This window comes from Mesorhizobium sp. CU3 (genome assembly GCF_006442965.1).
Taxonomy (GTDB): Bacteria; Pseudomonadota; Alphaproteobacteria; order Rhizobiales; family Rhizobiaceae; genus Mesorhizobium.
Genome location: NZ_VFWX01000008.1, coordinates 1 through 25,700, shown reverse-complemented (window position 1 = coordinate 25,700; position 25,700 = coordinate 1). Strand labels below are relative to the sequence as shown.

19 protein-coding genes are annotated in these 25,700 nt (G+C 65.6%); 15 read left to right on the top strand and 4 right to left on the bottom strand.

Annotation, left to right across the window (positions count from 1 at the left end):
* Positions 1–12: 12 nt before the first annotated feature.
* The 11 genes from FJ988_RS13825 to FJ988_RS13775 all read left to right on the top strand — a co-directional run bounded on the left by FJ988_RS13825 (position 13) and on the right by FJ988_RS13775 (position 14,074).
* A complete protein-coding gene (locus FJ988_RS13825; protein WP_181183526.1) occupies positions 13–1,401 on the top strand; it encodes an ATP-binding protein in 1,389 nt (462 codons plus the stop codon).
* Positions 1,402–1,528: 127 nt separating this feature from the next.
* Complete coding sequence (locus FJ988_RS13820; RefSeq protein ID WP_140818521.1) at positions 1,529–1,966, top strand: hypothetical protein; 438 nt, start codon at positions 1,529–1,531, stop codon at positions 1,964–1,966.
* Between the two features lie 108 nt (positions 1,967–2,074).
* The gene (gene ccmI / locus FJ988_RS13815) at positions 2,075–3,211 is read left to right on the top strand and encodes a c-type cytochrome biogenesis protein CcmI (RefSeq protein ID WP_140818519.1); all 1,137 of its coding nucleotides are present in this window, start codon (positions 2,075–2,077) and stop codon (positions 3,209–3,211) included.
* A gap of 4 nt (positions 3,212–3,215) precedes the next feature.
* On the top strand, positions 3,216–3,656 hold the full coding sequence (gene ccmE, locus FJ988_RS13810) for a cytochrome c maturation protein CcmE (protein ID WP_140818517.1): 441 nt from the start codon (positions 3,216–3,218) through the stop codon (positions 3,654–3,656).
* A 65-nt stretch (positions 3,657–3,721) separates the two neighbouring features.
* On the top strand, positions 3,722–5,710 hold the full coding sequence (locus FJ988_RS13805) for a heme lyase CcmF/NrfE family subunit (protein WP_140818515.1): 1,989 nt from the start codon (positions 3,722–3,724) through the stop codon (positions 5,708–5,710).
* Positions 5,707–6,171 (top strand): cytochrome c-type biogenesis protein, encoded by a 465-nt coding sequence (locus FJ988_RS13800; protein ID WP_140818513.1) that lies wholly within the window; start codon positions 5,707–5,709, stop codon positions 6,169–6,171. Before FJ988_RS13805 ends, FJ988_RS13800 begins: the two co-directional genes overlap by 4 nt.
* A gap of 406 nt (positions 6,172–6,577) precedes the next feature.
* Complete coding sequence (locus tag FJ988_RS13795; protein WP_140818511.1) at positions 6,578–8,128, top strand: Do family serine endopeptidase; 1,551 nt, start codon at positions 6,578–6,580, stop codon at positions 8,126–8,128.
* 410 nt (positions 8,129–8,538) lie between these two features.
* Positions 8,539–9,213 carry a response regulator transcription factor gene (locus FJ988_RS13790; protein ID WP_140818509.1) on the top strand — a complete coding sequence of 225 codons (675 nt, stop codon included), beginning with the start codon at positions 8,539–8,541 and terminating at the stop codon, positions 9,211–9,213.
* 108 nt (positions 9,214–9,321) lie between these two features.
* On the top strand, positions 9,322–10,803 hold the full coding sequence (locus tag FJ988_RS13785; protein ID WP_140818507.1) for a HAMP domain-containing sensor histidine kinase: 1,482 nt from the start codon (positions 9,322–9,324) through the stop codon (positions 10,801–10,803).
* Positions 10,803–13,820 (top strand): bifunctional [glutamine synthetase] adenylyltransferase/[glutamine synthetase]-adenylyl-L-tyrosine phosphorylase, encoded by a 3,018-nt coding sequence (locus FJ988_RS13780; protein WP_181183525.1) that lies wholly within the window; start codon positions 10,803–10,805, stop codon positions 13,818–13,820. Before FJ988_RS13785 ends, FJ988_RS13780 begins: the two co-directional genes overlap by 1 nt.
* A complete protein-coding gene (locus FJ988_RS13775) occupies positions 13,817–14,074 on the top strand; it encodes a hypothetical protein (protein ID WP_181183524.1) in 258 nt (85 codons plus the stop codon). The genes FJ988_RS13780 and FJ988_RS13775 overlap by 4 nt, the downstream gene beginning before the upstream one ends.
* A 235-nt stretch (positions 14,075–14,309) precedes the next feature.
* Here FJ988_RS13775 and FJ988_RS13765 read toward each other — a convergent pair whose 3' ends face one another.
* Both FJ988_RS13765 and FJ988_RS13760 read right to left on the bottom strand, forming a co-directional pair.
* Positions 14,310–16,631, bottom strand: a complete 2,322-nt coding sequence (locus FJ988_RS13765) for a PAS domain-containing sensor histidine kinase (protein ID WP_140818505.1) — start codon at positions 16,629–16,631, stop codon at positions 14,310–14,312.
* 162 nt (positions 16,632–16,793) lie between these two features.
* Positions 16,794–17,687 carry a LysR family transcriptional regulator gene (locus FJ988_RS13760; protein WP_140818503.1) on the bottom strand — a complete coding sequence of 298 codons (894 nt, stop codon included), beginning with the start codon at positions 17,685–17,687 and terminating at the stop codon, positions 16,794–16,796.
* Positions 17,688–17,825: 138 nt separating this feature from the next.
* Here FJ988_RS13760 and FJ988_RS13755 point away from each other — a divergent pair, with 138 nt between their 5' ends.
* The 3 genes from FJ988_RS13755 (at position 17,826) to FJ988_RS13745 (ending at position 20,913) form a co-directional block, all read left to right on the top strand.
* A complete protein-coding gene (locus FJ988_RS13755) occupies positions 17,826–19,265 on the top strand; it encodes an MFS transporter (RefSeq protein WP_140818501.1) in 1,440 nt (479 codons plus the stop codon).
* A gap of 27 nt (positions 19,266–19,292) precedes the next feature.
* Entirely contained in the window at positions 19,293–20,282 is a 990-nt protein-coding gene (locus FJ988_RS13750) for an aldo/keto reductase (RefSeq protein WP_140818499.1), read from the top strand.
* Positions 20,283–20,355: 73 nt separating this feature from the next.
* Positions 20,356–20,913 (top strand): flavodoxin, encoded by a 558-nt coding sequence (locus FJ988_RS13745; protein WP_210242760.1) that lies wholly within the window; start codon positions 20,356–20,358, stop codon positions 20,911–20,913.
* An 11-nt stretch (positions 20,914–20,924) separates the two neighbouring features.
* Here FJ988_RS13745 and pepN read toward each other — a convergent pair whose 3' ends face one another.
* Positions 20,925–23,570, bottom strand: coding sequence for an aminopeptidase N (gene pepN / locus FJ988_RS13740; RefSeq protein ID WP_140818494.1), 2,646 nt, complete (start codon positions 23,568–23,570; stop codon positions 20,925–20,927).
* Between the two features lie 153 nt (positions 23,571–23,723).
* Here pepN and FJ988_RS13735 point away from each other — a divergent pair, with 153 nt between their 5' ends.
* Entirely contained in the window at positions 23,724–24,671 is a 948-nt protein-coding gene (locus FJ988_RS13735) for a DMT family transporter (protein ID WP_140818492.1), read from the top strand.
* Here FJ988_RS13735 and FJ988_RS13730 read toward each other — a convergent pair.
* Positions 24,668–25,480 carry a helix-turn-helix domain-containing protein gene (locus FJ988_RS13730; protein ID WP_140818490.1) on the bottom strand — a complete coding sequence of 271 codons (813 nt, stop codon included), beginning with the start codon at positions 25,478–25,480 and terminating at the stop codon, positions 24,668–24,670. The two genes, FJ988_RS13735 and FJ988_RS13730, sit on opposite strands and share 4 nt — an antisense overlap.
* Positions 25,481–25,700: the final 220 nt, after the last annotated feature.

Here is a 25,700-nt window from a genome sequence, read left to right as displayed (position 1 = left end):
CTGCAGCCATCGATGACGACCAGGCTGGCGCGGCTCAGGGTCTGGCCGCGCTCGTTGACCTTCCGCGTCATCGCCTTTTCCACCATCTGGGCGATCCTGACGCTGGTCGTCATCTTCACGCTCATCACCACGCTTTACCGCCAGGCCAGCGAACGCGGCTTCGACAGCCTCTTGTCGGCGCATCTGTTCAACCTGATCGGCTCTGTGGGCATTTCCGACAACGGCGCGCTGACCGGCACGCCGGACCTTGGCGACCTGCGCTTTTCGCAGCCGAATTCCGGCTGGTACTGGTCGGTCGAGCCGGCTTCCGAGGGCGTGCATGGCGAACTCCATTCCTCTTCGATGACCACCTCGATCCTGTCGCCAAGCGTCGCCGAGGTGCCGTTCAACGCGAATTTTCAGCGCAGCTATTCGATGGAAGGCATCAAGGGCGAGGAGCTCCAGGTGTTCGAGAGCGAGTTCGTGCTCGACGCCAAGAATCGCGCCGCACGTTTCCGCGTCATGGGCAACCACAGCGAGCTGGAACAGGAGATCGCCAGCTTCCAGCGCCGCCTGCTCACCTATCTGTCGCTGTTCGGCATCGGCATGATCGCCATCAACGCCATCGCCATCCTGCTCGGCCTGCAGCCCTTGCGCCGCGTGCGAAACGCGCTGGCCATGGTGCGCGAGGGCACCGCGCAGCGGCTCGACGGCAGCTTCCCGGCCGAGATCGAGCCGCTGGCCAACGAGACCAACGCGCTGATCGAGAACAACAGGCGCATCGTCGAACGCTCGCGCACGCAGGTCGGCAATCTAGCCCATTCGCTGAAGACGCCGCTGGCCGTTCTGATCAATGAGGGCCGGGCGCTCGGCGGGCCGAAGGGCCAGCTGATCGCCGATCAGGCCGCCTCGATGCAGACCCAGGTCGACCATTACCTGCAGCGCGCCCGTGTCGCCGCCCAGCGCGACAGCGTCGTCTTCCGCACCCCGGTTTCGCCGCTGGTCGAGCGCATGGTGCGCGTGCTGCAGAAACTCAATCCGCAAACCAGGCTGACGCTGTCGCTGCCGCCGGCCGAGATCGTTTTTGCCGGCGAGCGCGAGGATCTGGAGGAATTACTGGGAAATCTGCTTGATAATGCCGTGAAATGGGCAAAGAGCGCCGCGATGGTGTCTGTCGCCGCCGTGCCGGGAAACATCAGCCTGTTTGAAATCGTTATAGAGGATGACGGTCCGGGTATTCCTGAAGACAAGGCGCGGGAAGCGTTGAAGCGTGGCAAGCGACTGGATGAGACGAAGCCGGGAACAGGGCTTGGCCTTGCCATTGTCGCCGACCTCGTCAACGAGTATGGAGGCGCCTTGGCGCTGGAACGGTCCGGCATGGGCGGCTTGAGGGCGGTGGTGAGATTGCGGAGCCTCCAATAATGTTTCCATCGACTTGCCTGTGGCCGTCCGCGGCCAAATTTCCGACAAATATCAATACTATGGCCTTGAAAATCCCCTTAATGACGCAGCCCCCCGCTCATCCCGCTCAAGACAACCGGTTGTTGGCATGAAGATTCGCGTCGCGCTCGTTTCCGCCCTGCTCGCCGTTTCCGGCTGCACGACGTTGGGCAAAGGCGGCCCTACCGCTCCGGTCACGCCTGTCTCCACGCCGCCTGCCGCCGGCAAGGTCTCGACCAACATCGTTGCCGCCATGAATGGCGGGCTGATCGGCGGTTCGATCGGCTCGGGCCTCAGCGACGCCGAAAAGCGCAAGGGGCTCGAGGCGGAGTACAAGGCGCTGGAATACAACACCAGCGGCCAGAAGGTGACGTGGAAGAGCGACAGCTCGAACCATTCGGGCGAGGTCGTCGCAGCCCAGCCCTACAGGGTCGGCTCGCAGGACTGCCGTCAGTACACCCATACGGTCTTTACCGGCACGTCGGGCGTTACCGCGCGCGGCACCGCCTGCCGCAACGGCGACGGCAGCTGGACGCCGCTGAGCTGATAAGTCGGCGAGATTGACGTCGATCAAGGTCGGACAGTCGATCTGCCGCCAAAGCGTCGCAGCATGCTCGTGTTGGCAGGGCAGGGCTCTGCCTTTATTGGAATAGCCATGCTGTTCTGGATCATAGCCGCAATCCTCACGCTGGGCGCCAGCCTGGCTGTGCTTTTGCCGCTTACCGGCGGCTTGAGGGGCGCGCCGTCGGCCGGCGACCATGACCTCGAAGTCTATCGCGACCAGCTGTCCGAGCTCGACCGCGACATGGCGCGCGGCCTGATCCAGCCTGGAGAGGCCGAGGAAGCCCGCGCCGAGATCGGCCGCCGCATCCTGCGCCTCGGCGCGGCCGGCAAGGCGGATGCGGCGGCCGCCGCGCCATCACGCGGCGCGAGGCTGATCGCCAGCGTGGCCGTGCTCGCCGTTCCGCTGCTGAGCTGGGGGCTTTACGGTGTGCTCGGCTCCCCCGAGTTACCCTCGCAGCCGCTGGCCGAGCGACTGGCCAAGAACCCGGCCGATTCCTCGGTCGATGAGCTCGTTGCCCGCGCTGAGGCGCATCTCGCCGCCAACCCGCAGGACGGCAAGGGCTGGGACGTGCTGGCGCCGGTCTATCTGCGCCTGCAGCGCTATCCGGACGCCGTCACCGCCTACCGTAACGCCATCCGCCTCGACGGCGGCAGCGCGGCGCGCCAGGCGGGCCTCGGCGAGGCGATCGCAAGTGCGGCCGGCGGTATCGTCTCGGCCGACGCGCAAGAGGCCTTCGACGCGGCGCTGAAGCTCGATCCCGCCAACGCCAAGGCGAATTTTTATCTGGCGGTCGGACTTGCCCAGGAAGGCCGCAAGGCCGAGGCTGTCGCCGCCTGGCAAAAGATGCTGGGCGGGCTAGCGCCGGATTCGCCGTGGCGCAACGCCGTCCAGCAGGCGCTCGCCGAAGCGGCCGCGCCGGCGGTCGCCGCGAATCCGCCGGCCAACGGGCCGGCCGCGCAACAGGTCGAGGACGCACAGCAGATGTCGCCGCAGGACCGGCAGGCGATGATCGAGACCATGGTCGCCGGGCTTGACGACAAGTTGAAGCAAAACCCGCGTGACGAGGAAGGATGGATGCGGCTCATTCGTTCCTATGTCGTGCTCGGCAAGGCCGACCAGGCGCGCGATGCGCTGGGACGCGCTGTCGCCGCCTTCGGCGCCGACAGCGAGCAGGCCAAGAAGTTCACCGCCTTCGCCGCCTCCCTCGGCGTGACGGCGACGGAGTAGGAAAATGACGCGCAAGCAGAAGCGATTGTCGGTGATCCTGGCCGGGCTGGCCTTTCTTGGCGCCGCTGCCGGGCTGACCTTCTACGCGCTTGGCCAGAAGGCGTCCTATTTCTATATGCCGGCCGATCTCGCCACCGCAAGCGTCCCGCCGGGACAGCGCATCCGCCTCGGCGGCCTGGTCGAAAAGGGCACGATCGTGCGTGGACAGGGCGCCACCGTCGCCTTCTCGGTCACCGACAAGCAGAAATCGGTCAAGGTCACCTATACCGGCATCCTGCCGGACCTGTTTCGCGAGGATCAGGGCGTCATCACCGAGGGCGCCTTCGGCCCGGACGGCGTCTTCGTCGCCGACAGCGTGCTGGCCAAGCATGACGAGCGCTACATGCCCAAGGAAGTCGCCGACGGGTTGAAGGCCAAGGGCGTCTGGCAGGAAAGCACGAACTGATGAGCAGGTTCCGCAAAAGTGCAAAGCGGTTTTGCGACCAGAACCTGCGAGAAAGCAGGTAACCAATGGTCGAGACCGGACATTTCGCGCTCGTCCTCGCCTTTGCTCTGTCCTTGGTGCAGATGCTGGTGCCGCTGATCGGCGCCCGCACCGGCAACCAGCGGCTGATGGCGGTCGGCGGTCCGGTCACGGTCACCGGCTTCGCGCTTACGGCGCTTTCCTTCGCCGCACTTGCCAGCGCCTATGCCGGCTCCGACTTCTCGGTGGCGAGCGTCTGGGAAAACTCGCACTCGCTGCAGCCGATGATCTACAAGATCACCGGCACCTGGGGAAACCATGAAGGCTCGATGCTGCTTTGGGTGCTGATCCTGACCTTCTTCGGCGCGCTGGTCGCCGTCTTCGGCAACAATCTGCCGGCGACGCTGAAGGCCAATGTGCTGGCCGTGCAAGGCATGATCGGCGCCGCCTTCTTCCTGTTCATCCTGGCGACCTCCAACCCGTTCATCCGGCTCAACCCGGCGCCGATCGAAGGCCGCGACTTGAACCCGATCCTGCAGGACCTTGGGTTGGCCATCCATCCGCCGATGCTCTATCTCGGCTATGTCGGCTTCTCGATCTGCTTCTCCTTCTCGGTCGCCGCGCTGATCGAGGGCCGCATCGACGCCTCCTGGGCGCGCTGGGTGCGGCCGTGGACGCTGGTCGCCTGGATGTTTTTGACCGGCGGCATCGCCATGGGCTCCTACTGGGCCTATTACGAGCTCGGCTGGGGCGGTTTCTGGTTCTGGGATCCGGTCGAGAACGCCTCCTTCATGCCCTGGCTCGCCGGCACGGCGCTGCTCCATTCGGCGATCGTCATGGAGAAGCGCTCGGCGCTTAAGATCTGGACGCTGCTGCTCGCCATCCTCACCTTTTCGTTGTCGCTGCTCGGCACTTTCCTGGTGCGCTCCGGCGTGCTGACCTCTGTGCACGCTTTCGCCACCGACCCGACGCGCGGCGTCTTCATCCTGTGCATCCTGACGCTGTTCATTGGCGGCTCGCTCACGCTCTTTGCGCTGCGCGCTTCGACGCTGACCGCCGGCGGCCTGTTCCACCCGATCTCGCGCGAGGGCGCGCTGGTGCTGAACAATTTGTTCCTCACCACCGCCACTGCGACCGTGCTGGTCGGCACGCTCTATCCGCTGGCGCTGGAGGCTGTGACCGGCGGCAAGATCTCGGTCGGCGCGCCTTTCTTCGACCTGACCTTCGGCCCGCTGATGCTGCCGCTGCTCGCCATCGTGCCGTTCGGCCCGCTGCTCGCCTGGAAACGGGGCGACGTCTATGCCGCCGCGCAGCGCCTGATGGCCGCCTTCGGGCTGGCGCTGGCCGCGATGCTGGTCACCGGCCTGTTCATAAACGGCGCCTCGGTGTTTGCCGCCCTCGGCGTCGGCCTTGCCGTCTGGCTGGTTGCCGGCGCGCTGACCGACCTTGCCGTCAAGTCGGGTGTCGGTTCGGTCTCGCCGTCCACAATGCTGCGGCGCTTCCTGGGCCTGCCGCGCTCGGTGTTTGGCACCGCGCTCGCCCATCTCGGCCTCGGGCTGACGCTGCTCGGCATCGTCGGCACGCTCTGCTTCGGCACCGAAAAGATCCTCACCATGAAACCCGGCGATACGGTGGAGCTCTCCGGCCACAGCGTGCGCTTCGAAGGCCTGTTCCCGCAAAAAGGTCCGAACTTCACCGAGGACCGCGGCCGCTTCGTGCTGATCTCGAACGGCTTCGAGGACGGCGAGATCACCTCGGCAAAGCGCTTCTATCCGGTCCGCCAGACGGTCACGACCGAGTCCGGCATCCGCACTCTGGGTCTAAGCCAACTCTATCTGTCGCTCGGCGACGAGAACAATGACGGTTCGGTCGTCGTGCGCCTGTGGTGGAAGCCGCTGGTGACGCTGATCTGGGGCGGCGGCCTGGTGATGATGGCGGGCGCCGCCATGTCGCTGCTAGACCGCCGCTTGCGCGTCGGCGCGCCGGCGAAGCGGCGCAAGGCGGCTGCCGCCGTGCTGGCCGAGAGCCCGACATGAGGACAAGGTTCTCGGTCGCCTCGCTGCTTTTGCTCCTGGCCCTGCTTTTTGCCGGCGCCGCGCAGGCGGTGAAGCCCGACGAAGTGCTGCAAGACCCGGCGCTGGAGGCCCGCGCCCGCGTGCTTTCGGAAGGCCTGCGCTGCATGGTCTGCCAGAACCAGTCGATCGACGAATCCGACGCCGACCTCGCGCGTGACCTGCGCATCCTGGTGCGCCAGCGGCTCGTCGCTGGCGACACTGACCAGCAGGTGATGGACTACATCGTCTCGCGCTACGGCGAGTTCGTGCTCTTGAAGCCGCGCTTCAGCCTGCGGACCGCGCTGTTGTGGGGTACGCCCGTGCTCCTGCTCCTGGCCGGCGGCGCCTTCATCCTGCTCGGCGCCCGCTCGCGTCGACCGGCTTCGGGCAGCACCCTGAGCGCCGAGGAACAGGCAGCGTTGGAAAAGATGCTTAGCGATTAGCGCCATCGCTGACTCCCGGTGATTAGCCGCAACCGCTCTCACAGGTCGTCATTCTATGGCGGAGCAAGGAGCGAAGCGACGCGCGCAGACCATAGAATCCATGCCGTTACGTCGACGCGCCGCCAACGGTGCAGAATTCTGCTCCGCTGCGCCCTTCGACGAAGGTCACGGCATGGATTCCAGGGTCTGCGCGCGTCGCTTCGCTCCTTGCTCCGCCCTGGAATGACGACATCGCGGGTGCTTCTGCCAAGCCTTCGGGCGCAGCAGGCCCGTTGTCATCGTCGCCCATCCCCAACATTACAAAACTTTCATGTACCGGAAATGGCGCCGTAATGTGGGCGCCTCTAATCCTCTTGCCCGAGGATGCTTCGCCTGAGCGCATCCAGTCTATAGAGGATAGAACCCCATGAATATTGCCCCCAATTCATATTCCACCACCCGCAAGCGCCTGATGGCCGCCGTCGCTTCGCTCGCCGTTGTCGGCGCGGTCGGCGCCGGCGCGCTGGCCACCGGCACAGCCCCTGTGCTGGCCGATGCCGTTCGCGTCGAAGCCCCGCAGATGCCGAGCTTCGCCGATGTCGTCGAGCACGTCTCGCCGGCCGTCGTCAGCGTCAAGGTCAAGGCCAAGATCCAGCCGACCGCCGATGACGGTTCCGACGACCAGGACGGCTTCGACAACCTGCCCGACAATCCGCAGCTGCGTCAGTTCTTCAAGCAGTTCCGCGGCTTCGGCGACCAGGGCGGCCAGCAGTTCGGCCAGCGCCGCTTCAACCACCGCAACCCGGGCAACGGCGAGCCGCGCCCCATCGCGCAGGGTTCCGGCTTCTTCATCTCCGAGGACGGTTACCTCGTCACCAACAACCACGTCGTCTCGGAAGGCTCGAACTATTCGGTCGTCACCAATGACGGCACGGAGCTCGACGCCAAGCTGGTCGGCACCGATCCGCGCACCGATCTGGCGGTGCTTAAGGTCGATGGCGGCGGCAAGAAGTTCACCTATGTCGACTTCGCCGACGATGCCAAGGTCCGCATCGGCGACTGGGTGGTTGCTGTCGGCAATCCGTTCGGTCTCGGCGGCACCGTGACGGCCGGCATCGTCTCGGCGCGCGGCCGCGACATCGGCGCCGGCCCCTATGACGACTTCATCCAGATCGACGCCTCGGTCAACCGCGGCAATTCGGGCGGCCCGACCTTCAACCTCAACGGCCAGGTGATCGGCATCAACACCGCCATCTTCTCGCCGTCGGGCGGCAGCGTCGGCATTGCCTTCGACATCCCGGCCTCGACCGCCAAGCAGGTCGTCGGTGATCTGATGAAGAACGGCTCGGTCCAGCGCGGCTGGCTCGGCGTCGAAATCCAGCCGGTCACCTCCGACATCGCCGAGTCGCTCGGCCTGAAGTCGGACAAGGGCGCACTGGTATCGAGCGCCCAGGACGCCGGTCCTGGCAAGAAGGCCGGTATCGCCGCCGGCGACGTCATCACCCAGGTCGATGGCAAGGAGATCGACTCGCCCAAGGAACTGGCCCGCACCATCGGCGCCTATTCGCCCGGCAAGTCGGTCGACGTCACCGTCTGGCGCGACGGCAAGTCTGAGACGGTCAAGGTCGATCTCGGCACCCTGCCGGCCAGCGACAAGCAGGCCTCGAACGATGACGGCAAGCAGCAGGCGCCCGCCGCCAAGGCCGACACGCTGGCCGATCTCGGCCTGACCGTCACCAAGGCGGAAAAAGGCAAGGGCCTGGTGGTCACCGATGTCGATCCCGACAGCGACGCGGCCGACCGCGGCATCCAGCCCGGCGACGTCATCACCTCGATCAATTCGAACGATGTGAACACCACCGACGACGTCTCCAAGGCGATGGCGGATGCCGCCAAAGCGGGCCGCAAGGCGGTGCTGATGCAGATCACCCGCGACGACAGCAACCGCTTCGTGGCGCTGCCCGTCGGCAAGGGCTGAAAAGGCACGACCCCGAGAACCGCATGGGTCTTCGGGGTCAATGCTCAAACGCTTTCAACTTTCCCTGCGGCGGTATCAACACCCCCGAGCCGTCGTCGGGAAACATGGGGCCGAACACGTCAGTCAGTCACCGTGTTTCGCTCCTGGCGGCAGCGGGTTCCCATCCCCGCTGCCGCTCTAACTTAGAGCATGTCGGCCAAAAGTGTGTAGCGGTTTTGGGAAGACGACATGCGACCAAAAAAGCATGTCGCCAAGAAGTGGACACCGGTTTTTGGGGAACGACATGCGACCAAAAAATCATGTCGCCCCAAGGTAGGTACCGGTTTGGGAAGACGACATGCCGCTTGTGAACAAGGCTATGCGCCATGACTGCCACTCAACCTTCCAGTGAAATCGCGTATAACAGCGCTATGAAGATTCTCGTGATGGAAGATGATCGCGAAGCGGCGGATTATCTACAGAAAGCCTTCGCCGAGGCGGGTCACACCGCCCATGTCGCCGGCGACGGCGAGACCGGCTTCACGCTGGCCGATGCCGGCGACTATGACGTGATGGTGGTCGACCGCATGATGCCCCGCCGTGACGGCCTGTCGGTGATCGCCGCACTGCGCTCGCGCGGCAATACCACGCCGGTGCTGATCCTGTCGGCGCTGGGCGAGGTCGACGACCGCGTCACCGGCTTGCGTGCCGGCGGCGACGATTATCTCACCAAGCCTTACGCCTTTTCCGAATTGCTTGCGCGCGTCGAGGTGCTGAACCGGCGCGCCAGCGCGCGCGAATCCGAAACCGTCTATCGCGTCGGCGATCTCGAGCTCGACCGGCTCTCGCATTCGGTCAAGCGCGCGGGGCGCGAGATCACGCTGCAGCCGCGCGAGTTCCGCCTGCTCGAATATCTGATGCGGCATGCCGGCCAGGTGGTGACGCGCACCATGTTGCTCGAAAATGTCTGGGATTATCATTTCGATCCGCAGACCAACGTCATCGACGTCCATGTCTCACGCCTGCGCGGCAAGATCGAGAAAGGCTTCGACAAGCCGATCCTGCACACCATTCGTGGCGCGGGATACATGCTGAAAGGCGGCTAGAGCATGATCCCGAAAAGTGGGAACCGGTTTTCGGAAAAGATCATGCTGCAACAAAGGGTTAGATCAGGATGACGATTCGACAAATCGTCATCCTGATCTAAGGGCAAAATGGCTCTTTCCCTGCCGGCCATTATGAAGACGACGGCGGCCCGGCTCTCCGCGCTTTATTTCCTGCTTTTCGCGCTCTGCGCCGTGCTTCTGGTCTTCTACATGACCTCGCTGTCGGCGCGCATGCTGACGGCGCAGACGCAGGACACTATCAATGACGAGGTGCTGGGCCTTGCCCGCGCCTATCAGCGCGGCGGCCTGCCCTTGCTGGTGCGTGTGGTGGAAAACCGCTCGCGCCAGCCTGGCGCCAACCTTTATCTGATCGCCGACACCAACGGCCAGATCCTGACCGGCAATGTGCAGAGCCTGGAACCCGGCGTCATCGAGACCGAAGGCTGGACGGCCGAGCCGTTCTCCTACCAGCGCTTCGGCGAAGGCGAGCTCGACCGCCTGCGCAGCGGCACCGCCGACCAGGGGACTACGACGCCCCCGTCCGGCGACAGCAGCGCGCAGCCGGCAGGCGAGAAGGGCCACAACGCCATCGCGCTGGTGCTCAGGCTGCCCAACCAGATGATCATGCTGGTAGGCCGCGACCTCGGCGAACCCGAGCGTTTCCGCGCCGTCATCAAACGCGCCTTGATGCTTTCGCTCGGCATGATGGGGCTCGGCGGGCTCTTGATCTGGTTCTTCGTAGGCCACGCGGCGCTGAAGCGGATCGACAGCGTCTCCGACGCCAGCCGCCGCATCATGGGCGGCGACCTCACCGGCCGGCTGCCGGTCACCGGCGCCGGCGACGAGTTCGACCGCCTGTCGGAGAACCTCAACACGATGCTTGCCCGCATCGCCATGCTGAACGAGGGCCTGAAGCAGGTTTCCGACAACATCGCCCATGATTTGAAGACGCCGCTCACTAGGCTGCGCAATCGCGCCGAGGCGACGCTTGCCGGCAAGCACAAGACGAACGATTATCGCCAGGCGCTGGAAAGCACGATCGCCGAATCCGACCAGCTGATAAAGACCTTCAACGCCATCCTGATGATCTCGCGGCTGGAGGCCGGCTATTCGTCGGAGACGACCAGCCCCGTCGATCTTGCAGCCACGGTGAGCGATGTCGTCGAGCTCTACGAGCCGGTGGCGGAGGAGGCGGGCGTGGCGCTGGAAGCGACCGTGCCGGACGCCATTGTCGTCAACGGCAACCGCGAGCTGATCGGCCAGGCGCTGTCGAACATCGTCGACAACGGCATCAAATATTCGACCGGCGCCACCGATGCGCCGAAGGTGCGCGTGACGCTGGAACGCGTCGGCAACGAGATCAAGCTTGCCGTCGCCGACAATGGCCACGGCATTCCCGACGACAGCGACCGGGCCCGCGCCACCGAGCGTTTCGTGCGGCTGGAAAAGAGCCGCTCGCAGCCCGGCTCGGGCTTGGGCCTAAGCCTCGCCAAGGCGATCATGACTTTCCACAACGGCAGGCTTGATCTTGCCCCCGCCAATCCAGGATTGTCTGTGGTCATGAGTTTCCCGGCACGGGAGACGCATTGATGGCGGCAAGGATGGCGAAGAAGAAGATCGAAACCGACTGGCGACTTGCGCCTACGCTGGCGCTGCGGCCGCTGGACAAGGACCGTGCCCGGCGCGAATTGTCGGAAATCGCCGACGCCGCCGAGGAGGAAGGCCTTTCCCGTCTCGCCGCATTCCTGGCCGGCGAGGGCGAGGCGCAGGACCTGCTCGCCGCCATATTCGACCTGTCGCCCTTCCTGCGCGATGTCGCGCGGCGCCGACCGGCCATTCTCGACACGCTGTTCGACCGGACGATAGAGGAGCGGCTCTCATCCATCGGTGAGGCGATCGCTGGAGCGGCCCGGGCTGAGGATGTCTCGGAAACCGGGCTGATGATGGCGCTCAGGCAATGGAAGACCGAGGCTCATTTCCTGATTGCGCTCGCCGATCTCTCGGGCGAGGCCGAGACATCGGTCACCGTGCGCCGCCTCAGCGACCTTGCCGACGCCTGCACCGGCGCCGCCGTCGATTTCCTGCTGCTCGACGCGCACCGCCAGGGTAAGCTGAAGCTGCCCGATCCTAGGAAGCCGGCCCGCGGTTCAGGCTGGATCCTGCTCGGCATGGGCAAGCTCGGCGCGCATGAGCTGAATTTCTCCTCCGATATCGACCTCGTCGTCTTCTTCGATCCGGAGGCGCCCGCCGTCACCGATCCGCTCGACGCGACGGAATTGTTCTCGCGGTTGACGCGCCGGCTGGTGCGCATCCTGCAGGACCGCACCGAGCACGGCTATGTCTTCCGTACCGATCTCAGGCTCCGCCCCGATCCCGGTTCGACGCCGCTGGCTATCCCGATCGAAGCGGCGCTCAACTACTATGAGGCACGCGGCCAGAACTGGGAGCGTGCCGCCATGATCAAGGCGCGACCGGTGGCCGGTGACCTGGCCGCCGGCGTCAGCTTCCTCAAGGAATTGCAGCCCTATGTCTGGCGCAAATACATGGACTATGCGGCGATCGCCGACGTCCACTCAATCAAGCGCCAGATACATGCCCACAAAGGCCATGGCGAGATCGCGGTGAAGGGGCACAACGTCAAGCTCGGCCGTGGCGGCATCCGCGAGATCGAATTCTTCGTCCAGACGCAGCAGCTGATCGCCGGCGGTCGCTTTCCGGAACTGCGCGGCCGCGAGACGGTGCCGATGCTCAGCCAACTCGCCTCGCGCGGCTGGATCACTGCGGATGCGCGCGATGCGCTGACCCGGCAATACTGGTTCCTGCGCCGGGTCGAGCACGCCATCCAGATGGTGGCCGACGAGCAGACGCATGTCCTGCCGGAGGATCACGAGGAGCTGGAGCGCATCGCGCTCATGCTCGGCTTTGCTGGCGAGGCCGAGTTCGCCGAAGCCTTCCGGGCCTCGCTGCAGCAGGTCGAGCGGCACTATGCGGCGCTCTTCGAGACCGCCCCGGAATTGTCGGCGGGTGTCGGCAACCTCGTCTTCACCGGCGATGTCGACGACCCGGATACGCTGCAGAGCCTGCAGCGCCTCGGTTTCCAGCGGCCGAGCGACATCTGCCGCGTCATCCGCGGCTGGCACTTCGGCCGCTACCGCGTCACCCACTCGGCGGAGGCGCGCGAGCGGCTGACCGAACTGACGCCGGCGCTGCTCAAGGCCTTCGGCCAGACGCGCCGCGCCGACGAGGCGCTGGTACGCTTCGACGAATTCCTCGCCGGCCTGCCTGCGGGCATCCAGCTCTTCTCGCTGCTGCAATCCAACCCGGCGCTGCTCAAGCTGATGGCGACGATCATGGGCGCGGCGCCCAGGCTGGCGGCCATCATCACGCGCCGGCCGCATGTCTTCGACGGCCTGCTCGATCCGGCGCTGCTGACGGAATTGCCCAACCGCGCCTATCTCTCGGCCAGGCTCGCCGCCTTCATCGAGGGCGACCGCGCCTATGAGGATGTGCTCGACCGCCTGCGCATCTTCGCCTCCGAGCAGAAATTCCTGATCGGCGTGCGCCTGCTTGCCGGCTCGATCGACCCCGCGCGGGCGGGCCGCGCCTTCTCCGATCTCGCCGACCTCACCATCGAAGCGGCGCTGCAAGCGGTGATCGCCGAATTCGCGCAGCGCCATGGCGGCATCGCCGGGGGCAGGGTGGCGCTGCTCGGCATGGGCAAGCTCGGCAGCCGCGAGCTCACCGCCGGCTCCGACGTCGACCTCATCCTGCTCTACGACCATAATATGGATGCCGATGAATCCGACGGCGAGAAGCCGCTGGCGCCGTCGCATTACTATACCCGCATGACACAGCGCCTGATCGCCGCCGTTTCGGCGCCGACGGCCGAAGGCGTGCTCTACGAGCTCGACCTGCGCCTGCGCCCATCCGGCAACAAGGGCCCGGTCGCCACCCACATCGACGCCTTCAAGAAGTATCAGCGCCAGGACGCCTGGACCTGGGAGCACATGGCGCTGGCGCGGGCGCGCGCTGTCGGCGGCGACAAGGAGCTCTGCGCCGAGCTGGAGGAAGAGGTGGCGGCGGTGCTGGCGCAGCCGCGCGATGCCGCCAAGGTCAAGGCCGAAGCCTTGGAGATGCGCGCTCTGATCGAAAAGGAAAAGCCGCCGCGCGACCTCTGGGACATCAAGCTCATTCCGGGCGGGCTGATCGATCTCGAATTCATCGCCCAGGTCGCGGTGATCATCGGCGTCGTCGAGCCCGGCCGTCGGGTGACGGCGACGGCCGACATAATGGCGCGGCTCGAGCCCGGTTTCGCGGGTGGCGACATCCGCGCGGAACTTGGCGAAGCCTATCGGCTCTATCTGGCGCTGACCCAGATGATCCGGCTTTGCCTCACCGGCGAGTTCCAGCGCGACGATGTCCCGCCGGGGCTTTCGGACCTGCTTCTGGCGGTGACCGATCTGCCGGATTTCGCTGTGCTCGAAGCACATCTCAAGGAAACGTCGCGGAAGGTCAGGAAGGACTTCGCTCTTCTGCTTCGCACGGGTGCGCCGAAACGCGCGTCCGGCCGCATCGGGGGTGACGATGCAACAGGAGAAACCCCATGAAGAAATCGACCAAGCTCGCCCTTGCCTTCGTGGCGCTGGCCGGCGCCGTCGGCACCGTTGCCTACGCCGAGAACAAAGCCGCCGGCGGTCGCCTGCCGGACGGCATGACGACAAAGCTCAGCAAGGCGGCTGGCGGCAGCATCGACTTCGACCAGTTTTCCGAGGCGATGGAGGCGCGGCTACGGGAGACGGCCGCCGGCGGAAGGCTGACCGTGGCTGAACTTGCGGAAGCGTTGGAGAAGGCGCGGGTTTAGGGCGGTTGTCACCCGAGTCTGTCGACATCTCGCTCCTTCGCGCCCCCCTCTGTCCTGCCGGACATCTCCCCCACGAGGGGGGAGATTGGCTGTGTCCGCGCCCCGCTCGTCTTTCACCGTTGGCAAATTGGCGAAAGCCGGCGCGACATCTGATCTCCCCCCTCGTGGGGGAGATGTCCGGCAGGACAGAGGGGGGCGCTGTCCCGCCAAGGTAACCAAGATCTGAGGAAACCAGCTACGCCGCAGCCTTCACCGCCGCCGGGGACTTCTTCAGCGGGATGCGCACCGACACGATGGTGCCGACACCTTCGGTCGAGCGGATCTTCAGCGCGCCGCCCTGCAGTTCGGCCAGCGAACGCGAGATGGCGAGCCCAAGACCAGAGCCGGCGTGGTTTTTCGAGAACTGGTTCTGCACCTGCTCGAACGGCCGGCCGAGCTTGCTCAGCGCCGCCTTCGGAATGCCGCAGCCATTGTCCTCGATGGTCAGCATCAGCGCGCCGGAGGTATTTCGCGCCCTGACCGTGATCTTACCGCCCTGTCCCGTGAACTTCACCGCGTTGGAGAGCAGGTTGATGGCGATCTGCTTGATCGCGCGGCGGTCGGCGAAGAGCCGCATCGTATCGGCGATGCGCGTCTCCACCGTGATCGATTTTTCGGCCGCCTGCAGCGAGATCACCCGCACCGTTTCCTTGATCAGCGGGCAGAGGTCGATCTCCTCGCGGTCGAGCGAAAACTGGCCGGCCTCGATCTTCGACATGTCGAGGATGTCATTGATGACGCCGAGCAGATATTTGCCGCTGCCGTTGATGTCGGTCGCATATTCCTCGTAGCGCTCGGAGCCGAGCGGCCCGAACAGCCCCTGCTGCATCAGTTCGGAGAAGCCGATAATGGCGTTGAGCGGGGTGCGCAGCTCATGCGACATGTTGGCGAGGAATTCGGACTTCGCCCGGTTGGCGGCTTCGGCGCGCTCGGTTTCCTTCATGTATTTGCGGTTGAGCTCGACCAGTTCGCTGGCGCGTTCCTCTTCGGCGCGCCGTGCAAGGCTGAGGTCGTGGATCGTCGCCATCAGCCGGCGCTCGCTGTCGACCAGCTTTTCCTGGTGCAGCTTGATCTGGGTGATGTCGGAGCCGACCGAGACGGTGCCGCCGTCGCGGGTCCTGAGTTCATTGACCTGCAGCCAGCGCCCGTCGGCGAGCTGCCGCTCCAGGCTGACGCCGCCTTGCGGGCCGTTGGCATTGGCCAGCCTGCGCTCCGAGGCGAAGGCGAGCATGCGCTCTTCGAGGAAATCGCGCGCAGCACCCGGCACCACGTCGCGGTCGGAGAGCCCGTTGTCCTTCTGGAATTTCGAGTTGCACATGATCAGCCGCTCGGCGGCATCCCACAGCACGAAGGATTCGTTGATGTTCTCGATCGCGGTCCTCAGCCGCATGTCGGCCGCTTCCGAGCGCAGCGCCAGATGCCGCTGCTCGGTGACGTCGACGGCGATGCCGATCAATTGGATCTCCGGCGCTTCCGGATCGATCACCTGGGCGCGCGCCCGCATCCATACATATTGCCCGTCGGCATGGCGCATGCGGAAGACCTGGTCGATATGGTCGATCTCGCGCTCGACGATGCGGTTGGCAAGCTCGAACAGATCGCCGTCGTCGGGGTGGATGATCTCGTCGACCTCGCCGAAGGAGAGCATCGTATCGCAAGGCTCGTAGCCCAGCATGTCGTACATCGAGCGCGACCAGTACATCTTGCCGCGCACCATGTCCCAGTCCCACAACCCGCAGCGGCCGCGCACCAGCGCCATGTCGATGCGCTGATGCGCCTCGAGATAGATGCGGTCGGCGGCCTGCGCGCGCGCCGCCTGGCCGAAATAGGCATAGAGCACGACGATCAGCACGCCCGCGGTCAGCACGAACAGCGTGACGTTGAGCGACATCGATTTGCGCCAGTTCTCGAACACAGCCTGCTGCGGCACCAGCACGGCGGCGGCGTGCTTGCGGTCGCCGGCAAGGCTCACCGCCGCGAACCAATCCTGCCCTGCGATCGAGACGTTCATGACGCCGGCGCGGTCGCCGAACATGAAGAGCGGCTGGCCGCCGAGCACCAGGCTGTCCAGCGTGCGGCCCTGCCATCCCGTCGAGAAAGGTGAAACGGCGACGATCTTGAAGGCGGCGTCGGTGATGGCAAGCACATGGGCGCGGCCCATCGCGCCCTGGCGGCTGGTGCTTTCCAGAAGGTCGACGGCATTGATGCCTGCGGCGCTCGGATCGGCGGTGATCGCCTGCGCCATCTGGCCGGCGGCCAGCGCCAGCACCGCCTTGGAATCGCGCTCGATCTCGTCATGCTCGTTCATCAGCGACAGGAAGCGCAGCGCGGCGATGACGACGAGGAAGATGATGATCAGCGCCGGGATCGACCGGCGCAACAGCGGCTCGGCGGCCAGCAGCCGCTGATAGGCAGGTTCGGCGATCAGGCGCGCATTGCCGGCAAGTCCATCGCCCCTTGCCTTGCGACGCGCAAAAACCTTCCCCCCGGGCGCGCCCCACGCGTCCGCCTTGGCCATAAATGGCACTCCCCGATTTGCCGTATCTACTGGATGATCCGGTTACGCCGCACGCCCCGAATCGTCAGTAAAGAATCAAAGGTGATTCGCCTTGTCCAGAGGCGCGGCCAAAAAAGATTAAAAATCGAATAAAATAGTGGCTTTTGCAGCCGCCGTAGGGGTTCAGTCGCGATGGCGCAACGCTTCGACGAGAAGGGCAAAGGCCGGCGAGGCCTGGCGACGGCTTGGATAGTAGAGGTGGTAACCGGGGAAGGGCGGGCACCAATCCGCCAGCACTCGCACCAGCGCTCCGCTCGCCAGATGTGACCGCGCCTGGTCCTCCGGGAGATAGGCGAGGCCCAGACCGGCAAGCACCGCGTTCAGACGAAGGCCGATCGTGTTGAACACAAGCTGTCCCTCGACCCGCACCCTCATCTCGCGGCCGCCCTTCTCGAACTCCCAGACATAGAGGCTGTCATAGGTCGGCAGCCGCAGATTGATGCAGTTATGTCCCGTCAGGTCCTGTGGCGTCCGTGGCGGCTTGCGGTTGGCGAAGTAGGTCGGCGCGCCGACCACGGCCATCCGCATCTCCGGTCCGATGCGCACGGCGATCATGTCCTTCGCCACCTGCTCCCCAAGCCGGATGCCGGCGTCGTAGCGCTGGGCGACAATGTCGGTGAGGCCGTAGTCGACGATGACCTCCACCTTGATGTCCGGATAGTCCGGCAGCAACGTGCTAAGCGCGGGCAGCAGGATCGTCTCGGCCGGGTGCTCGCCGGTCGTGATGCGGATGGTTCCGGCGGGTTTTTCCCGGAGTTCGCTGATCGCCGCGAGCTCGGCTTCGATCTCGTCGAAACGCGGGCCGACGCCGGTCAGCAGGCGCTCGCCCGCCTCGGTCGGCGCCACGCTGCGCGTCGTGCGCGTCAGAAGCCTGACCCCGAGCTTTGCCTCCAGCCCGCGAATGGTGTGGCTCAGCGCCGACTGCGAAACGCCGAGCTTCGCCGCGGCCCTGGTGAAGCTGCGTTCGCGCGCGACCGCCAGGAAGGCGATGAGGTCGTTGACGGTCTCGCGGGCCATTCATGAATCTCAGTCATAAGCTCATGCGCATTCTAGCGTCTAATCGCATAGCGATCAAAGCGCTAAATGTCGGCCATCCGCGGTCCCGGGCATGACTGCCCCCGCAGGCGCCGCGCCGAACAAGCAAGGACATGGACTATGGACACCCAACGAGCCGGCTCGCCGGCCGCCGCATCCGGAGCGAACAAGACAGCCACCCTGGCGATCATCCTGGTCAGCTACGTGATGATCGTGCTCGACACCTCGATCGTGCTCACCGGCCTGCCGAAGATCCATCAGGGCCTGGGCTTCACCGATGCCGGGCTGGCATGGGTGCAAAGCGCCTATACCTTGACCTTCGGCGGCTTCCTGTTGGCCGGCGCGCGGGCGGGCGACATCCTCGGCCGCCGCCTCATGCTGATCGTCGGCCTTGCGCTCTTCACCTTCGCCTCGCTGGCGATCGGCGCCGCGCAATCGGCGGCCTGGATCGTCGGCGCCCGCGCCGTTCAAGGCCTTGGCGCCGCCATCCTGGCGCCCTCGACGCTGGCCTTGCTGCAGACCACTTTCGATGAAGGCCGCGAGCGCACCCGCGCCGTGTCCTATTACAGCGCGGTCGCCGGCATCGCGGCCAGTGTCGGGCTGGTGCTGGGCGGCCTGCTGGCCGACTGGATCTCGTGGCGCGTCGGCTTCCTGATCAATCTGCCGATCGGCATCGCCATGATCGTCGCGGCGCGGCGATACATCGCCGAGACCGAGCGCAAGGCCGGCCGGCTCGACCTCGTCGGCGCGCTGACCTCGACCGTCGGCATGACGGCGCTGGTCTACGGCTTCATCCGTTCGGCGGGCAGCGGCTGGTCGGACGGCATCACCAGGGCCTCGCTCGCCGGTGCGGTGCTGCTGCTTGCCATTTTCGTGCTCAACGAATGGAAGGCCAGGCAGCCGATCATGCCGCTCAGGCTGTTCGCCAGCCGCGAGCGCGCCGGCGCCTATGCCGCCCGCGTCCTGTTCCTCGGCGCCATGATCGGTTTCTTCTTCTTCACCACGCAGTATCTGCAAGGGGTTCTCGCCTACAAGGCGTCGCTGACCGGCATGGCCTTCCTGCCGATGACGCTGGTGAATTTCGCCGTGGCGATGACGGTGCCGCAGCTGACGCGCCGCTTCGGCAATGGCCGGCTGCTCGCCGGCGGCCTCGCCCTCACGCTTCTCGGCATGGCCTGGCTGAGCCGCGCCTCGTTCGGCGCGGACTATTGGATCGGCGTGGCGTTGCCGATGGTGCTGATCGGCGCCGGCCAGGGCATGACGCTCAGCCCGCTGACCACATCGGGCATTGCCGGCGTGGCGGCTGAGGATGCTGGCGCTGCCTCCGGCGTCGTCAACGTCGCCCACCAACTCGGCAATTCGCTCGGCCTCGCCGTGCTTGTCGCCGTCGCCGCGATCGGCGCCGGCGCGCTGGATGGCCGCGAGCTGCTCGCCTACCGCTTCGGCGCCGCGCTCGCCGCCGGCTCGGCCATGCTGGCGCTGGCGCTGCTCATCGTGCTGGCGCTGATCGCGCGGCCGCGCAAGGCGGCGCAGCCAGTCCCAAGCGGCGCGGGCGCTTGAGGCCGAAAGGATCGAAAGGAGAAAATGATGCAAAAGCGCAACCTTGGAAATCTGGAAGTCTCCGCCCTCGGTCTCGGCTGCATGGGCATGAGCGGCGTCTATGGACAACCGGGCGATACCGCAGGGATGATTGCCCTGATCCGCGCCGCTGTGGATCGCGGCGTCACGCTCTTCGATACGGCGGAAGCCTATGGTCCGTTCGTCAACGAGCAACTCGTCGGCGAGGCGCTGGCGCCGGTCCGCGACCGGGTCGTCATCGCCACCAAATTCGGCTTCGACATCGATATGGAGACGGGTGCGCGACGCGGCGGCACCAACAGCCGCCCGGAGCATATCAGGGCCGTCGCGGAGGCCTCGTTGAAGCGGCTGAGGACCGACCGGATCGATCTGTTCTACCAGCATCGCGTCGACCCGAATGTGCCGATCGAGGATGTCGCCGGCGCCGTGAAGGATCTCATCGCCGAAGGCAAGGTCGGGCATTTCGGCCTTTCCGAGGCCGCAGCCACGACGATCCGCCGGGCGCATGCCGTGCAAAAGGTCACGGCGGTGCAGAGCGAATATTCGCTGTGGTGGCGGGGCCCCGAGGCGGACATCGTGCCGACGCTGGAGGAACTGGGCATCGGCTTCGTGCCGTTCAGTCCGCTGGGCGCCGGCTTTCTCACCGGCAAGATCGACCAGAACACCAAGTTCGACAGTTCGGATTTCCGCAATAACGTGCCCCGCTTCACGCCGGATGCGCTGAAGGCGAACATGGCGCTGGTCGATCTGGTGCGGCAGGTGGCGGCGCGAAAGGCGGCGACGCCGGCTCAGGTCGCGCTCGCCTGGCTGTTGGCGCAAAAGCCGTGGATCGTGCCGATCCCGGGCACCAGGAAGCTCGACCGCCTGGAGGAGAATCTGGGTGCGGCTTCCGTCGAACTCACCGCAGGCGATCTCGCGAAGATTGATGCGGCGGCCTCGCAGATCACGCTGCAGGGGGCACGGCTGCCCGAAAACGTCCTCAAGATGACCGGACTTTGAGGCCGCCCAGTCGGCCGGCAGGAGACGCAACCAGATGAACGAATTGAACCAGATGTCGAGACGAGGAGCGTTGATGGCCGCACTTGCACTGCCGCTCGGCGCCGGATTGAGCAAGCCGGCCCACGCATCGAACGCGCAGCAGGCGGGTGCAAGCAAAGTGCTGGTGGCCTACCACACCCGCACCGGCCACACGCGGCTCATCGCGCGCCAGGTCAGCCGTGCTCTCGGCGCCGACATCTTCGAAATCCGCACCTCCGATCCTTACCCGGAAGACTACGAGGAACAGGTCGCGGTGGCGCAACGCCAGAAAGAGGCGGGCTTCGAGCCGCTGCTCGCCGCCACGGTGCCGGATCTCGTGCCCTACAACACCGTCTTCCTCGGCTTCCCGATCTGGGGGATGACGGCGCCCGCGGTGATCCGCTCCTTCCTGTCGAAGCATGATCTGTCGGGCAAGACCCTGGTGCCGTTCATCACCCATGGCGGCTACGGCCTCGGCGACAGCCTCGACGTTCTCGCCGCGCATGCGCCAAAAGCGCGGCTGATCAGTGGCTTTTCCAAACAGTGCGAGCAGGAGCGCCAGACGCTGCAGGACGTTACCAACTGGCTCGGCCGGGTCGACTTGCCCGGCTAGAGCATGAGGGCTTACGCCAGTGTCCGCTCCACGATATCGCGCAGGTCCGCCGATAGGTTCTCGACCTTGGCCATGTCGAGCAGCGCCTGCTTGGCCTTGGCTTGCCGTCCGGGCTCCAGCGAGCGCCAGGACCTGAGCGCCGTCGCCAGCCGCGCCGCCACTTGCGGGTTGCGCTTCTCGACCTCGAGTACGGTCTCGACGAAGAGACGATAGCCTTCGCCGTCGGCGCCATGGAAGCCGGTCTGGTTGGCGCTGGAGAAGGTGCCGATCAGCGAACGCACCCGGTTCGGGTTGGCGACCGAGAAGGCGGGGTGCCGCATCAGCGCGCGCACCTTGTCGACTGTGCCCTTGCCAGGCACGCCGGCCTGGATTTGGAACCATTTGTCGAGCACCAGCGCGTCGCTGCGATAGCGGGCCTCGAAAGCCGACAGGGCTTCTTCCGCTTTGGCCGTACCTGCATGGCGATGCGCAAGCACGGCCAGCGCCGCGGCGCGATCGGTCATGTTGGTGGCGGCTTGAAAATGCCGCACGGCGAGGGCGGCGCCTTCGGGCAGCAGCGACAGATAGTCGAGCAAGCTGTTGCGCAGCGCCCGGCGTCCGGCGCTTGCCGCGTCGGGCATGAAAGGACCGTTGTCGGCGAGGCTGTCATAGAGCGCCGCGAAGGTATCGCGGTTTGCCTCGGCGATCGCCCGCGCCAAGGCCTCGCGCGCGGCGAAAATGGCGTCGGGGTCGATGCCTTTGCCGATCTCGCGGGCAATGTCGGCTTCGCTCGGCAGTGACAGCGCCAAAGCGCGATAGGCGGGCTCCAGCGTCTCATCGTCGGCGATCCGGCCGGCGAGCGCGGCGAGCTTGGCCGCAAAGGCCGGTTCCTTCCCGCCCAGCACTTGGCGGAAGGCGGCGATCAGCGCATCGGTGAGCAGCGTGTTGAACGCCTGCCAGCGCGCGAAGGCGTCGCTGTCATGCGCGGCGAGGAAGAACTGGTCTTCCGGCTTCTGCTGCGCAGAGAGCGTGATCGGCGCCGAAAAGCCGCGGTTGAGCGACACGGCCGGCCGCTCGGCGACGCCGCTGAAGCGCACCGTATGCCGGCGCTTGCGGATATGGATGACGCCGTCCTCGACCACCGCGCCCTCGACGGCGGTCCACGCGACCGGCTTGCCGTCGGCGCCGACGAGCCCGAAAGCCAGCGGAATATGCATTAGCCGCTTACGGCTTTCAGACGGCGTCGGCGGCACCGACTGCTCTATCTCCAGCGTGAACTCTTTTGCCGCCGGATTGTGCGCGGAGCTCACCGTCAGGTTCGGCGTCCCGGCCTGATGGTACCAGAGCGCGAACTGCGCCAGGTCTTTGCCGGAGACGTCCTCGAAGACTTTCAAAAAGTCCTCGATCGTCGCCGCCTCGCCGTCATGGCGCTCGAAATAGAGGTCCATGCCGGCGCGGAAGGCTTCCGGCCCGAGGATGGTGCGGATCATGCGCACCACTTCCGAGCCCTTTTCGTAGACGGTCGCCGTGTAGAAATTGTTGATCTCGCGGTAGCGGCGCGGCCTGACCGGATGCGCCAGCGGGCCCTGGTCTTCCGGGAACTGATGCGCGCGCAAAGTGCGCACCTCGGCGATGCGCTTCACCGCCCGCGAGCGCTGGTCGGCGGAGAATTCGTGGTCGCGGTAAACCGTCAGCCCTTCCTTCAGGCAGAGCTGGAACCAGTCGCGGCAAGTGATTCTGTTGCCTGTCCAATTGTGGAAATACTCATGCGCGATGATCGCCTCGATATTGGCGAAATCGGCGTCGGTCGCCGTTTCCTCGTCGGCCAGCACGTATTTGTCGTTGAAGACGTTGAGGCCCTTGTTCTCCATCGCCCCCATGTTGAAGTCCGACACGGCGACGATGTTGAAGACGTCGAGGTCGTATTCGCGGCCGAAGGCTTCCTCGTCCCATCTCATCGAACGTTTCAGCGAGTCCATCGCATAGCCTGCGAGCCGCTCCTTGCCGGGCTCGACATAGATGCCGAGTTCGACCTCGCGGCCGGACATCGTGGTGAAGCTGCCCGACACCTTGCCAAGCGCGCCGGCCACCAGCGCGAACAGATAGGACGGTTTCGGGAAGGGGTCGTGCCAGACGGCATAGTGCCGTCCGCCGTCCAGTATGCCGCTTTCGACGGGATTGCCGTTGGAGAGCAAAAGCGGCGCTTCGTTGTGCGGCGCCTCGATGCGCACGGTGTAGACAGACAGGATGTCCGGGCGGTCGAGGAAATAGGTGATGCGGCGAAAGCCTTCGGCCTCGCATTGCGTGCAATAGACGTTGCTCGAGCGGTAGAGGCCCATCAGCGCCTCGTTGCCCGCCGGCGCGATCTCGGTCTCGATGCTGAGCTCGAAGCGACGGGCCGAAGGCGGCGCCAGGATTGTCAGCTGGTCGGGTGTCGCCTGATAGGCGGCGGGCGGCAGCGCTTTGCCGTCGATGGCAACGCCAAGCAGCGTCAGCCCGTCGCCGTCGAGCACCAAGGGCGCCGAATTCGACACGCCCTCGCGCCGCTCGATGGTGAGAACGGCGGTGACCCGGGTCGTGTCCGGCGACAGCCGGAAGTCGAGGCTGGTCTTCGGGATCAGATAGTCGCTGGGACGGTAGTCTTCGAGCTTGAAGACATGGCCGGTATCGGTTCGCATTCCTTGTATTTTCCTGTCGATCTCGGGTGGCCGGCCAGCTTTGCCGGCCCACGAATTTTGAGGTGCGCGCTCTTTACACGAAACACCCCCTCGACAAAACTGCGCCAGGGTCTATTTCTGGCCTCCTTTTTCCGACCACCCTTGCGAGGCAAGATGACCGCCGATCATGCCGTCGGCCACAACACGCTGCGCGGTATTACGCTGAAGATCGTCTCGGTGGCGGTCTTTGTTGGTATGCAGACCTGCATCAAGGCGGCGGGCGACGTGCCGGCCGGGCAGATCGTCTTCTTCCGCTCCTTCTTCGCCATCTTCCCAATCGTCGCCTTCCTCGCCTTCAAGGGCGAGCTGGCCACGGCATACACGACCAAGCGGCCGTTCAACCACATCGCGCGAGGCCTGGTCGGCGTCGGTGCCATGGGGCTCGGCTTCTTCGCGCTGACCAGGCTGCCGTTGCCCGAGGCGATCACGCTAAACTATGCGCAGCCGCTCCTGGTGGTGGTGTTCTCTTCCGTATTCCTCGGCGAATCGATCCGCGTCTATCGCTGGAGCGCGGTCGCGGTCGGCCTGATCGGCGTGCTGATCATCTCCTGGCCGGAACTGACGCTGCTGAATTCGGACGAAGCGCTCGACGACCAGGAGGTGCTGGGCGTCATGGCCGCACTCATCGCCGCGGCGATCTCGGCCGTCGCCATGCTTCTGGTGCGCAATCTCGTGCAGACCGAGAAGACCGCGACCATCGTGCTGTGGTTCTCGTCCACGGCAACGGTGCTGTCGCTGTTCACGCTGCCCTTCGGCTGGCAGGCGCTGACCCCGATGCAGGCAGCCCTGCTTGTCATGGCGGGCTGCTGCGGCGGGCTCGGCCAGATCCTGATGACGGCGGCCTACCGCCATGCCGAGGCCTCGGTCGTGGCGCCCTTCGAATATACCTCGATGATCCTCGGCGTCGTCGTCGGCTATTTCGTTTTCGGCGACGTGACGTCGCTCAACACGCTGGTCGGCGGCGTGATCGTCGTCGCCGCCGGCATCTTCATCATCTGGCGCGAGCGGCAACTCGGCCTGGAGCGCACGCGCACCAGGACGGCGACGCCGCCGCAGGGCTAAGAAGCCGCTGCCCACTCCTTCGCCAGCCGCACCAGCACCGTTCGCGTCTGCTCGTCGGCGGGGAAAAAAGATTCGATCGCCAGCTCCGACAGCGTGACGTCGAGCGGCGTGCCGAAGACGGTGATGGTGCTGATGAAGGACAGCACCTGATCGCCATGCGCGAGCCGGAGCGGGTGCACGATGCCGCTCGGCTCGACCGGCGCCGGCCGGCTGCTCTTCAGGCCGGACGGATAGCCGCGCAGTTCGCGCTCCAGCTCGATCAGCACCGCATCGCCGGTGGCGTCGCTCAGCTGCTTCAGCCGCTCCAGCAGATGCGCGCGCCATTCCGCCAGGTTGACGATGCGCGGCGCGACGCCGCCCGGATGCAGGCTGAGCCGCAGCACATTGACCGGCGGCTGGAGCAGGGACGGCTCGGAGATGTCGGCAAGGAACGGCGCGATTGCGGCATTCGCGGAAACAAGGTTCCAGTGCCGGTCCACGGCCAGCGCCGGAAACGGCTCGTGACCCTTGAGCAAGGTCTCGACGGCGGCCATCGCCGGCGCCAGCGTTTTATCGCCGAGCGATTTTTCGCTGAAGCTCGGCGCGAAGCCGGCGGCGAGCAGAAGCTGGTTGCGCTGGCGCAGCGGTATCGCCAGCTGCTCGGCCAGATGCAGCACCATGTCGCGCGACGGCTGGGCGCGGCCGCTTTCGACGAAGGACAGATGCCGCTGCGAGATATCGGCTTCCATGGCGAGGTCGAGCTGGCTCATGCGCCGCCGTGTGCGCCATTCGCGGATCAGGCTGCCGGCGGAAGGTTCGGATGTGGTCATGAGGTAGGACTAGGCCGGCGAGGGAGGGATTTCAATTACCTGGGAGGTTATGGCTCCCCCTTCTCCCCTTGTGGGAGAAGGTGTCGCCGAAGGCGACGGATGAGGGGTGCTCCAGGGAAAGCCGACGTCTCACTCCGCTGGAACACCCCTTGTGTGTTTGGAATCGTGCATTGTTGAGGGTGCCACGGACCAGGTGCTTGCCTGATCCGTGGCGGCGGTC

What these genes read in the sequence shown, in the direction of transcription:
- FJ988_RS13825 (WP_181183526.1), top strand. Translation starts at nt 13, where the DNA reads ATGACGACCAGGCTGGCGCGGCTCAGGGTCTGGCCGCGCTCGTTGACC.
- FJ988_RS13820 (WP_140818521.1), top strand. Translation starts at nt 1,529, where the DNA reads ATGAAGATTCGCGTCGCGCTCGTTTCCGCCCTGCTCGCCGTTTCCGGC.
- ccmI (WP_140818519.1), top strand. Translation starts at nt 2,075, where the DNA reads ATGCTGTTCTGGATCATAGCCGCAATCCTCACGCTGGGCGCCAGCCTG.
- ccmE (WP_140818517.1), top strand. Translation starts at nt 3,216, where the DNA reads ATGACGCGCAAGCAGAAGCGATTGTCGGTGATCCTGGCCGGGCTGGCC.
- FJ988_RS13805 (WP_140818515.1), top strand. Translation starts at nt 3,722, where the DNA reads ATGGTCGAGACCGGACATTTCGCGCTCGTCCTCGCCTTTGCTCTGTCC.
- FJ988_RS13800 (WP_140818513.1), top strand. Translation starts at nt 5,707, where the DNA reads ATGAGGACAAGGTTCTCGGTCGCCTCGCTGCTTTTGCTCCTGGCCCTG.
- FJ988_RS13795 (WP_140818511.1), top strand. Translation starts at nt 6,578, where the DNA reads ATGAATATTGCCCCCAATTCATATTCCACCACCCGCAAGCGCCTGATG.
- FJ988_RS13790 (WP_140818509.1), top strand. Translation starts at nt 8,539, where the DNA reads ATGAAGATTCTCGTGATGGAAGATGATCGCGAAGCGGCGGATTATCTA.
- FJ988_RS13785 (WP_140818507.1), top strand. Translation starts at nt 9,322, where the DNA reads ATGGCTCTTTCCCTGCCGGCCATTATGAAGACGACGGCGGCCCGGCTC.
- FJ988_RS13780 (WP_181183525.1), top strand. Translation starts at nt 10,803, where the DNA reads ATGGCGGCAAGGATGGCGAAGAAGAAGATCGAAACCGACTGGCGACTT.
- FJ988_RS13775 (WP_181183524.1), top strand. Translation starts at nt 13,817, where the DNA reads ATGAAGAAATCGACCAAGCTCGCCCTTGCCTTCGTGGCGCTGGCCGGC.
- FJ988_RS13765 (WP_140818505.1), bottom strand. Translation starts at nt 16,631, where the DNA reads ATGGCCAAGGCGGACGCGTGGGGCGCGCCCGGGGGGAAGGTTTTTGCG.
- FJ988_RS13760 (WP_140818503.1), bottom strand. Translation starts at nt 17,687, where the DNA reads ATGGCCCGCGAGACCGTCAACGACCTCATCGCCTTCCTGGCGGTCGCG.
- FJ988_RS13755 (WP_140818501.1), top strand. Translation starts at nt 17,826, where the DNA reads ATGGACACCCAACGAGCCGGCTCGCCGGCCGCCGCATCCGGAGCGAAC.
- FJ988_RS13750 (WP_140818499.1), top strand. Translation starts at nt 19,293, where the DNA reads ATGCAAAAGCGCAACCTTGGAAATCTGGAAGTCTCCGCCCTCGGTCTC.
- FJ988_RS13745 (WP_210242760.1), top strand. Translation starts at nt 20,356, where the DNA reads ATGGCCGCACTTGCACTGCCGCTCGGCGCCGGATTGAGCAAGCCGGCC.
- pepN (WP_140818494.1), bottom strand. Translation starts at nt 23,570, where the DNA reads ATGCGAACCGATACCGGCCATGTCTTCAAGCTCGAAGACTACCGTCCC.
- FJ988_RS13735 (WP_140818492.1), top strand. Translation starts at nt 23,724, where the DNA reads ATGACCGCCGATCATGCCGTCGGCCACAACACGCTGCGCGGTATTACG.
- FJ988_RS13730 (WP_140818490.1), bottom strand. Translation starts at nt 25,480, where the DNA reads ATGACCACATCCGAACCTTCCGCCGGCAGCCTGATCCGCGAATGGCGC.